Below are 14,010 nucleotides of genomic sequence, written 5' to 3'. Positions count from 1 at the left end.
ACGTACGCCATGAAGCAGATCCCCTACTGGCTGGACACAGCCCCCGCCCTGCCCGACCGTTCCGGAAAGGACCTGCCCGACGAGGCGGACGTGGTGGTGATCGGCGGCGGTCTCACCGGCCTGTCCACCGCCTACCACACCGCCCGCAAGGGCGCCCGGGTCGTCCTCGTGGAAAAGGACAAGGTCGGCTCGGGTGCCTCCGGGCGCAACGGCAGTATGTGCACCCAGGGCATCACCATCAGCCCCGCCGAGGCGCGCAAGCGCTACGGCCAGGAGCGCGCACTGGAGCTGTACGACGCCTTCCGCGAGGCCGTCGACCTCGTCGAGGACCTCACGCGGACGGAACAGATCGACTGCGACTTCCACCGCGCCGGGCGCCTCGGCCTGGTCTGCAAGCCCCAGCACTTCGACGGCCTGCGCGCCAAGCAACGCGACCTGGCCGACAACTTCGGCCACGAGACGATCGTCCTGAGCAAGAGCGAACTGCGGGCCGAACTCGGCTCGGACTACTACCACGGCGCCCTGCTCGACCCGGACAGCGCCGCCCTCCACGTCGGCAAGTACGTCCACGGCCTGGCGGACGCCGCCGAACGTGCCGGCGCCGAGATCCACGAGCGCAACGCCGCCACCGGCCTCACCCGCCTCCCCGGCGGCGGCTTCCTGGTGGAGACCCTGCACGGCACCATCCGCGCCAAGCAGGTCATGGCGGCCACCGACGCCTACACCGACAAGTCGATGCCGTGGTTCCGCAAGCGGCTGATCAACGTCGGCAGCTTCATCATCGTGACCGAGCCGCTGGGGGAGGCGCGCGCCAAGGAGCTGATCCCGAACGGCCGGCTGATGGTCGCCCACAAGAACGTCGGCCACTACGTCCGCCTCACCCCGGACAACCGCCTCGCCTTCGGCGGCCGGGCCCGCTTCGCCCCCTCCAACCCGGCCTCCGACATCAAGAGCGGCGACATCCTCAAGCGGGAGATGACCGAGATCTTCCCGCAGCTGGCAGGGGTGCGCATCGACTACGTGTGGGGCGGCATGGTCGGTTTCTCCTGGGACCGCATTCCGCACGCCGGCGAGGTCAACGGCCTGTACTACTCCATGGGTTACTGCGGCCACGGCGTCCAGATGGCCACCTACATGGGCCGTGCGGTCGCCGAGATGATGGACGGCAAGCCGGAGGCCAACCCCCTGCGCGGCCTCGGCTTCCCCAAGGTCCCCGTCCCCTTCTACAACGGCACCGCCTGGTTCCTGCCGTTCGGCGGCGCCTACTACCAGGCCAAGGACCGCCTGCTCTGAGCAGGTACCGACACCGGTGACACCGCGGGGCCTTCCGCGCAGCAGCGTGGAAGGCCCCCACCATGCCTCCCGAGAGAAGACCCCAGCCTCATGAACGCCGTCACCCGCATTGAGCACGACTTGCTCGGTGACCGGGATGTACCCGTCGACGCCTACTGGGGTGTTCACACCCTGCGTGCCACGGAGAACTTCCCGATCACCGGCACGCCCATCTCCGCTTATCCGCACCTGATCGACGCCCTGGCCGCCGTCAAGGAGGCCGCCGCTGAGGCGAATGAGGAGCTGGGGCTGCTGGCGCCGGAGAAGGCGGCCGCGATCGTCGCCGCCTGCCGGGAGATCCGCTCCGGCAAGCTGCACGAGGAGTTCGTCGTCGACGTCATCCAGGGCGGCGCCGGCACCTCGACCAACATGAACGCCAACGAGGTCATCGCGAACCGGGCGTTGGAGCTGCTGGGCCACGCCAAGGGCGAGTACCGGTACCTGCACCCCAACGAGGACGTCAACCTCGGTCAGTCCACCAACGACGTGTATCCGACCGCCGTGAAGATCGCCATCGTGTTCGCGGTGCGTGAGCTGCTCAAGGCGATGGCGGTTCTGCAGGACTCCTTCGCCCGTAAGGCAGTGGAGTTCCGCGATGTGCTGAAGATGGGGCGCACCCAGCTCCAGGATGCCGTGCCGATGACTCTGGGCCAGGAGTTCTCCACGTTCGCGGTGATGCTGGACGAGGACCGGTCCCGCCTCGCCGAGGCCGTGGAGCTTGTCCATGAGATCAACCTCGGCGCCACCGCCATCGGCACCGGACTGAACGCACCTGCCGGATACGCCGAGTCGGCGCGCCGCCACCTCGCCGAGATCACCGGGCTGCCGCTGGTCACCGCCGCCAACCTGGTCGAGGCCACCCAGGACTGCGGCGCCTTCGTCCAGATGTCGGGCGTCCTCAAGCGCATCGCCGTGAAGCTGTCCAAGAGCTGCAATGACCTGCGCCTGCTCTCCTCCGGTCCCCGGGCCGGCCTCAACGAGATCAACCTGCCGCCCGTACAGGCCGGTTCGTCGATCATGCCCGGCAAGGTCAACCCGGTGATCCCCGAGGTCGTCAACCAGGTCGCCTTCGAGGCGATCGGCAACGACGTCGCCATCACCATGGCCGCCGAGGCCGGCCAGCTCCAGCTCAACGCCTTCGAGCCGATCATCCTGCACTCGCTGTCGGAGTCCCTCACGCACCTCCGCGCAGCCTGTCTCACGCTGGCCGAGCGGTGCGTGGACGGCATCACCGCCAACAAGGACGAACTCCGCGCGGCGGTGGAGACCTCCATCGGTCTGGTGACCGCGTTGAACCCGTACATCGGGTACACGGCAGCCACCGACATCGCCAAGGAGGCCCTCGTCACCGGCCGGGGCGTGGCCGAACTCGTCCTGGAGAAGGGCCTGTTGCCCGCCGAGACCCTTGCCGACCTGCTGCGGCCCGAGGCCGTGGCGGGCAACGGCCAGGTGCCGGCCTGACAGGGAACGAATATGAGACTCCAGAAGGTCAACGCCGTGATCACCGGAGCATCGAGCGGGATCGGTCAGGCGGTCGCCTCCCACTTCCGCCGCGAGGGCGCCAACCTCCTGCTCACCGGACGGCGACCCGAGTTGCCCGAGAGCCATCCGGACGATCTCTACCTCGCGGGGGACCTCAACGACGAGACCTTCGTCTCCGGGCTCGCCACCAGAGCGGCGGATCACCTGGGGGAAGTGGGAGTCGTCGTCCTCTGCCACGGACTCCAGCAGTCCAGCCCGCTCGCAGAGACGACTGCCGACGACGCACGCGACCTGCTCCACAGCAACCTCCTGAGCGCGTTCCTGGTCATGAAGCACCTGATGCCGCTGGCTCCGGAGTCGGGGGCGTCGATGGTGTGCGTCAGTTCGCGCCTCGGCATGGTCGGCATGCCGAACCAGACCTTGTACTCCGCCGCCAAGGGCGGTCTCATCGCGCTCGCCCGCGGCGCTGCCATCGAATGGGCGTCCCGCAACATCCGCGTCAACGTGGTCGCGCCAGGTCTGACCGTGACGCCGCTCATCGAGGCCTCGTTCCAGCGACGTCCCGACCCCGCCGCCTACCGGCGCGCCAGAGAGGACTCCATACCGCTGCGCCGGCTCGCCACACCCGAGGAGGTCGCCGACGCGGTCCTCTTCCTCGCCTGTCCGGAGTCGTCGTACATCACCGGTGCCGTGCTTCCCGTGGACGGCGGCTACACGGCGTTCTGAGTCACCAGTCCGCGTCGCCCCATTGGTCCAGCAGGGCGTCGGCCGTGTCCGCGTCAGGTTCGGTTCAGGACCGCGGCGTCTTCCCGCCGAAGGCGTCGGTGCGGAACGCCATGACGCTGGCCCAGTAGTTCTTGCCGACGCCGTACGAGGTGAGCAGCGACTCGGCGATGCCGGCGTTCCTCGTGCTCTTCAGCCGGTCGTAGTCGAGCTCCTGCGTGGCCTCGTCCCCCGCGAAGCGTGCCAGGGCGCTCATGTCGATGTCGATGACGTCGAACCGCGGGCGACCTTCCTTGATCTGCGCAAGGATCTGCGCGTAGAAGGGGATGTTGACCACGCTGACCCGGATGCCGGTCTCTGGGTCTTGCTGCTCCCGGCGTCGTTGGTCCTCCGGTCGGTACGGCCTCCGCATGCGGTGAACGAAGTGGCGGCGGCGCCTGCCGCGACGGAGCCGATCCCGCGTAGGAAGGCTCTGCGGTCGAGCCTGACGTCCATCACCGTATGCCTCCTGCGAAGCCGTGCGAGGCGCGTCGGCGCGTCGAAGGGCCCTTCACGAGCCGTCCATTGATTGAGAATTCACCTAACAAGGTAGATCAAGTAAGGCTTGCCTTATATGCTGACGCAGCCTCCTCGAGCCGCCTGGCGTGCACGGGGGCCGTATCCCCTTATCCCGCGCGACAGGACCTCCATGCGTACGACCTCCCGCCGTCTCATCGCGGCGCTTGCTCTCACTCCGTTGCTGGCCGGCTGTTTCGTGTCAGGGGAGGGCGGCTCGGGTACGGGCGACAAGGGCGGCTCGGGCGGTCGGCTGCGGGTGGCCCTCGCCGTGCCGCCGGTGCAGTCGCTGTCCCCGTACAGCAATGACGCCACCGTGCTGAGCAAGCTCTCCGTGGCCGAAGGCCTCACCGCGCTGGACAAGGACGGCGCCGCCGCACCCGCCTTGGCGAAGTCCTGGAAGCAGACGAACGACACCACCTGGACCTTCGAACTGCGCAAGGCCACCTTCCAGGACGGCACCCAGGTCACCGCCGAGTCCGTCGTCAACGCGCTCGACCACGCGAGTGCCGCCGAACCCAAACCCCGCGTCCTCAGCGACGTCACCCTCACCGCGAAGGCCGACGACGCCGACACCGTCACCATCAGCACCAAGGCCGCCGACCCGGTGCTCCCGCTGCGCCTGGCCAGCCCGGCGCTGGCCATCCTCGCCGCCAAGGCGTACGCGAAGGACGGCACCGCCAGCCCGATCGGCACCGGAACCGGCCCCTTCAAGATCACCAAGCTCACCGGCAAGTCCAAGGCCACGCTCGACCGCTACGACGGCTACTGGGGCGGCACGGCCAAGTCGTCCGGCGTCGACGTCACGTGGATCGCCGACGGCAGCGCCCGCGCCAACGCCCTGCGCAGCGGCGACGTCGACGTCGCCGAGTGGATCCCCACCGCCCAGGCGAAGCTGCTGAAGAAGGGCACCCGCCACGAAGTCCCCTCCGTGCGGACCGACAGCCTGATTCTCAACACCGGCAGCGGCATCTTCGCCGACGCGTCGCTGCGGGCGGCTGCCCGCGAGTCCGTGGACGGTTCCGCCCTCGTCGACTCGGTCTTCGGCGGGTACGCCGACCGCGCGCAGGGCCTGTTCGGGCCGGCGGTCCCCTGGGCGGCCGACAAGCGCGTCGAAGTGACGGGTCGCGCGAAGGCCGGGACCACCGCGCAGGTGAAGGCAGAGACCAAGGGCAAGACCCTGCGCCTGGCCACCTACACCAACAGGGCCGAACTGCCCGAGGCCGCGACCGTGCTGCAGCAGCAGATGGAGAAGGCCGGGTTCACGGTGAAGCAGGACGTGCGCGAGTACACGCAGATGGAGGCCGACCTCCTCGCGGGCAAGTACGACGCGCTCGTCTTCTCCCGTGTGACGCTCCTCGACACCGGTGACGCGGTCGCCTACCTCGCGAGCGACTTCACCAGCGACGGCGTCTACAACATCGCGGGTCTGAAGGACACCAAGGTCGACCAGGCCATCAAGGCCGCCGCCGAGGAAAGCGACACCGCGCAGCGGCAGCAGAAGACCATGCGGGCCGAGGCGGAGATCCTGCGCACGGACGCCGTCGTGCCGCTGGTCCACGAGAAGGTCGTGCAGGGCATCAGCGCCGATGTCGAGGGCGTGCTCCTCGACCCGCGCGAGCGGTCGCTGGTCGACGTCGACACGCGTCTGAAGTAGATGAGCGTGACATCGGCCGGCGCCGATGCCCGTCACTCCTCATGGGGCACGGGCGTCGGCCGCCTCTTCGCAGGGACCGCGCTGCTGACGGCCGTAGCCCTGCTGCCCTGGCTGTCCGGCAACGACCCCGCGCTGACGGTCCTGCGGGCCCGCTCCGCCGACCAGGACCCGACGCCCGCGCAGATGGCGACCGTACGGGAGCAACTGGGCTTGGACGAGGGGCCGTTCAGTCACCTCGTGGGCTGGCTCGGCGGGCTGCCGCGCGGTGACGCGGGCACGTCCTGGGTGTCGGGCGAACCGGTTCTGCCCCAGGTGACGACCGCGTTCGCGGTGTCGGTGACGCTGATGCTCGGGGCGCTCCTGGTCACGGTCGCGGTGGCCGCGCTGGTCTGCACCCGCACTCTGTACCTCGGCGCCCGGCGACGGCTGCGGCGGGCGCGGGCGGGCACCGCGGCGGCCGTTCTCGCGGCGCTGCCGAAGTTCCTGCTGGCCTCGCTGCTCGCCACGGTGTGCGGGGTGTGGCTGGGCTGGTTCCCGTCCAGCGGATGGCAGGGACCTGCGTCGATGGTGCTGCCCGCGCTCGCCCTCGGCGTGCCGTCCGGGGCGATGATCGGCGGTCTGCTCGACCAGTCGCTGCCCGCCGCCTTCAACGAGCCGTGGGCCCGGACCTGGCACGCCCACGGCTTCGCACCCAACCACGTCGCCCGGCATGCGCTGCGTCGCGCGCTGGCCGGTGTCCTCCCCCAACTCCTGCCGACCGTCGTGGCCCTGGTCGGAGGCGCGGTCGCGGTGGAGAAGATCTTCAACATTCCCGGGCTCGGCCGCCTGGCCCTGGACGCCGCCATCGCCCAGGATCTCCCGCCCCTGCAGACCGCGACACTGGCCCTCATCCTGCTCGGCGTCGCCGCCGGCCTCCTCATCCAGGCCCTGCGTCGCGCCCTGCTCGGCCCCGCCCTGCGGGACAGGGCCCTGCCCACCCTGCACGCGCCCACCCTCGCCCGAGGGCGCTCCACGCGCTGGGCCGCCGGAGCCTGCGCCATCGCCCTGATCGCCCTGATCATCGCCGGACTGCTGCGCGACCCCCTGCACGTGGACACGGCGGCCCGACTGCTCCCGCCCTCCGCCGCGCACCCGTTGGGCACGGACTCACTCGGCCGGGATCTGCTGGCCCGGCTGGGCCACGGAGCGCTGCGCACGGTGGGCGTGGCCCTCGCGGTGACCGCCGTGTGCACCCTCACCGGGCTGCTGCTCGGCATGGCGGCACAGGTCGGCGCGGGCCTGACGGAAGTGGTGTCGACGATGCCGGCCGTCCTCGCCGGACTGCTGACGACCGCTGTGACCGGCCCGTCGGTCTGGGGTGCCGCGCTGGCGGTCTGCCTGGTCGGCTGGACCCCCTACGCCGCCCAGTCCGCGGCGCTGCTCGAACAGGAACGGGCCAGCGGCCACATGCTCGCGTCCATCTCCTTCGGCGCCGGCCCGGGGTATCTGCTCCGCCATCACCTGCTGCCCGCCGTACTGCCCGCCGTCCTGCGCAACGCCCTTCTGCGTCTGCCGACCACGGTCCTCGTACTGGCCTCCCTAGGCTTCCTCGGTCTGGGGGAGCAGCCGCCCACCGCGGAGTGGGGCCGCCTGCTGTCGGAGAACCAGCCGTATGCGGAGCTGGCGCCCTGGACGGTACTCGGCCCGGCCTTCGCCCTCGTCCTGCTGTCCGTTCTCGCCGTGTCCGGTACGGCCTCGGGACGGAGCTTGCTTCGACGGGCGGCCGACCGATGAGAATCATGCTGCCCTGCTGAATCGGCGGTGCATGAGGACGAGGGGCGGGTGGCTTGTCGCGAGAGCGTGTGAGGGCACTGGGGTCTGAGGATCCCCGATGGCGTGTCGCGCCGGCAGGGCGAGCCTCACCGGGAGAGGTCGTACCACTCGATGGTGGGCCGATGTCGCTGGCGGCGACGACGCGACGGAGGCGCGGGTGATGGGGCAACGGTCAGGGGCGATTTGACGGTGCCGTGTCGGCGGACCAGATCGCCGGCCGGGTCGGCTTCGCCACGGGCGCCTCCCTACGCCAGCATCGGCACGCGGCGATCGGCATCTCGCCCCAGGCTTACCGGCGTACGTTTCAGGCGGCCCGCCAGCGCCCAGCAGGATCCACTCGTAGCCAGCACTTCGGTGAACCGACTCCATGCGGGACTGCGGGGGAGCGCTCGAAGGGTGCGCCGGCTCTCATCGGCGTGGGCCCGTCGACGGCACGTGAGCACCATCGCCACGAGAAAGGAAGAGGGCCGTCGCCTCACACCGGTTGCCAGATCCGGGCGAGCGTTGAGGCGGTGAGAAGTTGCTCGGGGTGTCCCTGCCCCGCCAGCCGGCCGTCGCGGAGCAGGAGGCAGGCGTCCGCCGAGCGTGCGGCTTCCAGGTCGTGTGTGGCCTCGACGACGGTCCTGCCGTCGGCGACCAGCTCCGTCAGCAGCGCGGCGATCCGGTCCCTTGCTTCGGGGTCCAGGCCCGTGGTCGGTTCGTCCAGGAGGAGCAGGTCCGATTCCTGGGCGAGTCCTTGGGCGATCAGGGCGCGTTGCCGCTGTCCGCCGGACAGTTCTCCGAGTTGGCGGGTGGCGAGGTCAGTGATGCCGAGCCTCTCCATGGCCTGGTCCACGGTGGCTCGGTCCTGCCGGTTCAGTCGGCGCCACGGCCCGCGGTCGCCCCAGCGTCCCATCTCCACTGTCTGCCTGACCGTGAGCGGCAGTGTGTCGGCGACGGCGCCGCGCTGCGGGACGAACGCCGGCGGCCGGTCGCCGGCGTGGTGGAGCCGGCCTGATGTGGGTTGGATCACTCCGGCCATGACTCCGAGCAGCGTGGACTTCCCGCTCCCGTTCGGGCCGACGAGCGCCGTGATCGCCAACGCCGGTATCTCCGCGTCTAGTTGATGCAGAACGGGGCGGCCGGGATATCCGGCGGAGAGCTCCGTGAAGCGGACCCGGGGCGACCTGGCCTCGGTGAGGGCGGGAGAGGGCCCCTGTGTTTTGAACATGGTTTTCATTATAGTGCGTTTATATGGAGTGGTTGACGGGCCCTTTCGAGGTGACCTTCGTGCAGAGGGCGCTGTGGGGCGGAATGTTGGTGTCGGCGATCTGTGCCCTGGCCGGCACCTGGGTGGTGCTCAGGGGAATGGCCTTCCTCGGTGACGCCATGTCGCACGGGCTGTTGCCCGGAGTCGCGCTCGCCGCGCTGTTCGGCGGCAACCTGCTGCTGGGGGCGCTGTTGAGCGCGGCCGTCATGACAGTCGGCGTCACGGCTCTCGGCCGCACCCCGCGGCTGTCTCAGGACACCGGGATCGGGCTGCTGTTCGTGGGGATGCTGTCGCTCGGTGTCATCATCGTGTCGCGGTCGCAGTCCTTCGCGGTCGACCTGACCGGGTTCCTCTTCGGTGACGTCCTCGCCGTCCGTGAGCAGGACTTGCTGTTGCTGGGTGTGGCGCTGCTGCTGGCACTGTCCGTCTCGGTCCTCGGCCACCGGGCCTTCCTCGTCCTGGCCTTCGACGCACGCAAGGCCCAGACGCTCGGCCTGCGGCCCCGCCTGGCCCACGCCGTGCTGCTCGGCTTGCTGGCGCTGGCCATCGTCGCCTCCTTCCACATCGTGGGCACGCTGCTGGTGCTGGGCCTGCTCATCGCTCCGCCGGCCGCAGCGCTGCCCTGGGCGCGCAGTGTGCGGGGCGTGATGACCCTCGCGGCGCTCCTCGGTGTCACCGCCACCTTCGGTGGCCTGCTGCTGTCCTGGCACCTGAGCACCGCGGCCGGCGCGACCATCTCGGCTCTCGCGGTGAGCCTGTTCTTCCTCTCCCACCTGGCATCCGCTCTCCGCCACCACCGCCGTGCGCGCCTCCTCGGCGCTCACGCCACAGCGACCGACTGAAAGAACCTGAGGCGATCCCTTTGCTCGTCCGAAGTAACGTCATGCCTTGGGCGCCCGCCGCGCTCGTGGCGATCTCCCTGCTCACCACGAGTTGCGCGAGTCACGACGACACCGCGTCAGCCCCGCGGGCCACCGCCTCGGCCTCCGCTCCGCACGGTTACGTCGAGGGGGCCCAGGAGAAGGCCGAGCAGCAGTCCCGGCTGCTGCTGAACGACCCGGTCACCGGCGACAGTCGGGTACTCGATCTGATCACCGGGAAGACGCACGAGGTGTCCCGGACGGCGGGCGCCACGGAACTGACCACGGACGGCCGGTTCGGCTACTTCCACACCGCGGGCGGCACGCACGTCCTGGACAGCGGCGCCTGGATGGTCGACCACGGCGACCACGTCCACTACTACCGCGCGGCGATACGTGACGTGGGTCGGCTGCCCGCAGGCCCGGGCACCCGCGTCCGCAGCGACGCCGCCGTCACAGCGGTGACCGACGAGGACGGTCGCGCCAGGATCTACCGCCGGGCCGGTCTGGAGAAGGGCGAGGTCGGCTCCGCCCGCACGCTTCGCGGGACGCACACGGGAGCCGTCGTGCCGTACGCGGAGCACCTGCTCGGCGTCACGGACGACGGGAAGGTCGCGGTGTACGACCGCGATGGCCGGCGGGCCGCGTCGCCGGACGCCCGGTGCGAGGAGGCGCGGGGCGACGCCGTCACCCGCCGCGGAGTCGTCCTCGGCTGCGCCGACGGCGCCCTGCTCGTCCGTGAGACCGACGGCACCTTCACCGCCGAGAAGATCCCGTACGGCAGCGACGTACCCGAAAAGGAACGGGCCACGGCCTTCCGGCACCGGCCCGGCAGCGACACGCTCACAGCGTCGGCCGGGGACCGGGCCGTGTGGGTCCTGGACGTCACCGAGCGCACCTGGACACGGGTGAAGACCGGGCCCGTCGTCTCCGCCAACACCGCCGGCGAGGGCTCCGTCCTGATCGTCCTCGAGGCCGACGGAGCACTCCACGGCTACGACATCGCCACCGGCAAGCAGGTCTCCAGGACAAAGCCGCTTCTGACGGGCGCCCCCGAGACCCGTACCGACGCGAACGCGGGACCGGTCATCGAAGTCGACCGCAGCCGCGCCTACCTCAACGACCCCAAGGGCAAACGCGTGTACGAGATCGACTACAACGACAACCTGCGCATCGCGCGCACCTTCGACCTGGACATCGAGCCGGCCCTGATGGTGGAGACCGGACGATGACGAGACGTACGCGAGGGCCGCGGCGGCCGCGCACCCTCCTGCTGGTCCTGCTCACCCTCGCCTTGGCCGGTGCTGGCACCGGCTGCAGGAGCAGCGACGACCGGCCCCGGGTGGTCGTGACGACCAACATCCTGGGCGACATCACCCAGGAGATCGTCGGCGACGAAGCCGACGTCACCGTGCTGATGAAGCCGAACGCCGACCCGCACTCCTTCGGCCTGTCGGCCGTGCAGGCCGCCGAGTTGGAGCGCGCGGACCTGGTGGTCTTCAACGGGCTGGGCCTGGAGGAGAACGTACTGCGGCACGTGGACGCCGCCCGCGAGTCCGGGGTGCCCACCTTCGAGGCCGGCAAGGCGGTCGACCCACTCACCTTCCAGGCGCACGACGACGGCGGGCCCGAGGGGGAGGCCGGGCAGTCCGACCCGCACTTCTGGACCGACCCCGACCGCGTCCGCAAGGCCGCCCGCCTGATCGCCGACCAGGTCGTCAAGCACGTGGACGGCGTGGACGAGAAGACGGTCCGCGCCAACGCCGACCGCTACGACGGCCGACTCGCCGACCTCACCGCCTGGATGGAGAAGTCCTTCGACCGCGTACCCGAACAGCGGCGCGCGTTGGTGACCAACCACCACGTCTTCGGCTACCTCGCCGAACGCTTCGGCTTCCGCGTCATCGGCGCGGTGATCCCGAGCGGTACGACGCTGGCCTCGCCCAGCTCCTCCGACCTGCGCTCGCTCACCCGGGCGATGCGGCAGGCAGGCGTACAAACCGTGTTCGCGGACTCCTCTCAGCCCAAGCGGCTGGCCGAGGTCCTGCGCACCGAACTGGGCGGCCAGGTGCGGGTCGTCGAGCTCTACTCCGAATCGCTGACCGAGAAGGCCAAGGGCGCCGGCACCTACCTGCAGATGATGCGCGCCAACACCACCGCCATGACCGAGGGCCTGACCGGCGCCTGAACCAGCGCCACCTGACGTGGACACCGGCCGACCACGGCCATCACACACTCCCACCCGACGCCGCGCACGCGCGGCACAGAAAGGAACACACCGGTGAACAAGCCGATACGCAACAGAGCCGTCACGGGGACGGCCCTCGCCCTGGCGGCCGCCGCGGTTCTGACCGCCTGCGGAGGGGAGGACAGCTCCTCGTCCGACGCGAAGGCCAAGGCGGCGCCGAGCACGAAGGCCGTGGCGGTCAAGGACCCGCTGGTCGCCACGTTCGACGGCGGACTGTACATCCTGGACGGCGAGAGTCTGAAGCTCGCCAACACGATCGAGCTGCCCGGCTTCAACCGCCTCAACTCCGCCGGCGACGACTCCCACGTCATCGTCTCCACCGACGCCGGCTTCCGCGTCCTGAACGCCACCGAGCAGACCCTCACCGACATCGAGTACAAGGGCGCAAAGCCGGGCCACGTCGTCCAGCACGCCGGCAAGACGGTCCTGTTCACCGACGGCACCGGCGAGGTCAACGTCTTCGACCCCGACGACCTCAAGGGCGGCAAGAAGCCGCAAGGCCGCACCTACACCTCCGCCGAGCCGCACCACGGCGTCGCCATCGAACTGAGCAACGGCGAACTCCTCAGCACCCTCGGCACCGAGGAAAAGCGCACCGGCGCCCTCGTCCTCGACAAGAACAACAAGGAGATCAAGCGCAACGAGAACTGCCCCGGCGTCCACGGCGAGGCCGCCGCCAAGGGCGAGGCCATCGGCATCGGCTGCGAGGACGGCCTCCTGATCTACAAGGACGGCAAGTTCACCAAGGTCGACGCCCCCGACGACTACGGCCGCATCGGCAACCAGCGCGGCAGCGACACATCCCCCATCCTCCTGGGCGACTACAAGACCGACCCGGAGGCCGAACTGGAGCGGCCGACCCGCATCTCCCTCATCGACACCGAGACGGGGAAGCTGCGCCTGGTCGACCTGGGCACCAGCTACTCCTTCCGCTCGCTCGGCCGCGGACCCCAGGGGGAGGCCCTCCTCCTCGGCACCAACGGCGCCCTCCATGTCATCGACCCGGAGACGGGCAAGGTGGACAAGAAGATCCCCGTCGTGGACGAGTGGCAGGAGCCGCTGGACTGGCAGCAGCCCCGGCCCACCCTCTTCGTCCGCGACCACATCGCGTACGTCTCCGAGCCGGGCAAGCGCAAGCTGCACGCCGTCGACATCGAATCGGGCGAGAAGGTCACGTCCGTGACCCTGCCGAAGAGCACGAACGAACTGTCCGGCACCGTCGCGGGCCACTGATCCTCCGACCTCGGTGAGGCCGTACCGCACCGGGCAGCGGCTTGTCATCGCCGCGCCGGTGCACCGCGGTCTCGCCGAGGTGGTCCGAGCGGACTCGTCACCTGGGACCTGCCGCCGAGAGGCGCGGGCGCGGTCCGGGGAGCGTGGCGCCGACGGCTCGGGCACTGTGGTCAGCAGCCGCTGGCCGCGGATGACGCCGTGCACCGCGCGGGTGATCCGCCGGGCCGGGCTCCAGGGCGTGGAGAACTGGAAGTCCGCCGACCACCACGATGTTCTACGGCAAGGACGGCGGGCTGACCGGCTCCGACAAGGAGTTCCAGGACGCCTCCATGCTCGCCCTGCACCTGCCCCAGTCCGCGCTGGCCATGAACTCCCACCTTTCTCTTGCCGTCGCAGCGGCCCACGGTGCCTGTGCCCGGCCCCGTGGAGGCTGCCGCGGCTGATCAGGCGGTGGGCCGCCCAGGGCATCAGGGCATGGGCAGCTTCCGTCAGGCGCGTCGGAAGGTGCTCGATGCTGGGCTCAGCCAGCACTATTTGTTGCAGTTCCAGTCCGAAACAAAAGCTGTTACGCTCGTGCAGAGGTCAAGCCGCCCTAAGGCAGGGCGCCGGCCCCGGGCTTCCTGCCCTTCTCCGCAACGCGGCGATGCGCCCCTGGAGCGCTTGGGGGACCTACGGAGTTCATGACAGATGAGTCGAGAACCGTCCGGCAAGGCGGAGGAAGCCGATACGGACCCCTTCGAGCGCGCCCGGGCGGGAGCGGCGGATCCGCCGAAGCACCTGCTTGTCACCGCGTCGAAACCCCTGGTCGTACTGCCCAAACCGGTCCCTGCCCGATCGACGTACCGGGCTCGCTATGGTC

Annotated in this window: 12 protein-coding genes and 1 pseudogene; 11 read left to right on the top strand and 2 right to left on the bottom strand. The window is 70.1% G+C overall.

The features are described 5' to 3' along the window. Nucleotides 1-9 precede the first annotated feature (9 nt). The 3 genes from IM697_RS30580 (at nt 10) to IM697_RS30570 (ending at nt 3,540) form a co-directional block, all read left to right on the top strand. Entirely contained in the window at nt 10-1,293 is a 1,284-nt protein-coding gene (locus tag IM697_RS30580) for an NAD(P)/FAD-dependent oxidoreductase (RefSeq protein ID WP_194039322.1), read from the top strand. A gap of 90 nt (nt 1,294-1,383) precedes the next feature. Next, nucleotides 1,384-2,793 (top strand): aspartate ammonia-lyase, encoded by a 1,410-nt coding sequence (gene aspA / locus IM697_RS30575; RefSeq protein ID WP_194039321.1) that lies wholly within the window; start codon nt 1,384-1,386, stop codon nt 2,791-2,793. A 12-nt stretch (nt 2,794-2,805) separates the two neighbouring features. Continuing rightward, nucleotides 2,806-3,540 carry an SDR family NAD(P)-dependent oxidoreductase gene (locus IM697_RS30570; protein ID WP_194039320.1) on the top strand — a complete coding sequence of 245 codons (735 nt, stop codon included), beginning with the start codon at nt 2,806-2,808 and terminating at the stop codon, nt 3,538-3,540. Between the two features lie 64 nt (nt 3,541-3,604). On the opposite strand, the gene IM697_RS30565 is transcribed toward IM697_RS30570, so the two are convergent. Beyond that, nucleotides 3,605-3,949: a type 2 periplasmic-binding domain-containing protein gene (locus IM697_RS30565; RefSeq protein ID WP_194039319.1), complete on the bottom strand. Its 345-nt coding sequence runs from the start codon at nt 3,947-3,949 to the stop codon at nt 3,605-3,607. Nucleotides 3,950-4,225: 276 nt separating this feature from the next. Between IM697_RS30565 and IM697_RS30560 the strand changes: the two genes are divergently transcribed. The 3 genes and pseudogenes from IM697_RS30560 to IM697_RS45080 form a co-directional block, all read left to right on the top strand. Then, entirely contained in the window at nt 4,226-5,749 is a 1,524-nt protein-coding gene (locus IM697_RS30560; protein WP_194039318.1) for an ABC transporter substrate-binding protein, read from the top strand. Further along, nucleotides 5,750-7,522, top strand: a complete 1,773-nt coding sequence (locus IM697_RS30555; RefSeq protein ID WP_194039317.1) for an ABC transporter permease subunit — start codon at nt 5,750-5,752, stop codon at nt 7,520-7,522. Nucleotides 7,523-7,755: 233 nt separating this feature from the next. After that, nucleotides 7,756-7,878, top strand: a pseudogene (locus tag IM697_RS45080) (AraC family transcriptional regulator); the annotation flags it as partial. Between the two features lie 158 nt (nt 7,879-8,036). Here the strand turns inward: IM697_RS45080 and aztA are convergent. Further along, nucleotides 8,037-8,780, bottom strand: coding sequence for a zinc ABC transporter ATP-binding protein AztA (aztA, locus tag IM697_RS30550; RefSeq protein ID WP_194039316.1), 744 nt, complete (start codon nt 8,778-8,780; stop codon nt 8,037-8,039). A gap of 14 nt (nt 8,781-8,794) precedes the next feature. Between aztA and aztB the strand changes: the two genes are divergently transcribed. The 5 genes from aztB to IM697_RS30525 all read left to right on the top strand — a co-directional run bounded on the left by aztB (nt 8,795) and on the right by IM697_RS30525 (nt 13,594). Continuing rightward, nucleotides 8,795-9,652, top strand: coding sequence for a zinc ABC transporter permease AztB (aztB, locus tag IM697_RS30545; RefSeq protein WP_194039315.1), 858 nt, complete (start codon nt 8,795-8,797; stop codon nt 9,650-9,652). A gap of 41 nt (nt 9,653-9,693) precedes the next feature. Beyond that, nucleotides 9,694-10,902 carry a PQQ-binding-like beta-propeller repeat protein gene (locus IM697_RS30540; RefSeq protein WP_194039314.1) on the top strand — a complete coding sequence of 403 codons (1,209 nt, stop codon included), beginning with the start codon at nt 9,694-9,696 and terminating at the stop codon, nt 10,900-10,902. After that, a complete protein-coding gene (gene aztC / locus IM697_RS30535) occupies nt 10,899-11,858 on the top strand; it encodes a zinc ABC transporter substrate-binding protein AztC (protein ID WP_194039313.1) in 960 nt (319 codons plus the stop codon). The genes IM697_RS30540 and aztC overlap by 4 nt, the downstream gene beginning before the upstream one ends. A 93-nt stretch (nt 11,859-11,951) precedes the next feature. Further along, on the top strand, nt 11,952-13,151 hold the full coding sequence (gene aztD / locus IM697_RS30530) for a zinc metallochaperone AztD (protein WP_194039312.1): 1,200 nt from the start codon (nt 11,952-11,954) through the stop codon (nt 13,149-13,151). A gap of 269 nt (nt 13,152-13,420) precedes the next feature. Further along, a complete protein-coding gene (locus IM697_RS30525; protein WP_194039311.1) occupies nt 13,421-13,594 on the top strand; it encodes a hypothetical protein in 174 nt (57 codons plus the stop codon). Nucleotides 13,595-14,010 lie beyond the last annotated feature (416 nt).

The sequence above is a fragment of the Streptomyces ferrugineus genome (genome assembly GCF_015160855.1).
GTDB classification, from domain to species: Bacteria; Actinomycetota; Actinomycetes; order Streptomycetales; family Streptomycetaceae; genus Streptomyces; species Streptomyces ferrugineus.
The sequence above is the reverse complement of the archived record's forward strand: the minus strand, read 5'-3'. Positions and strand labels throughout refer to the sequence as shown.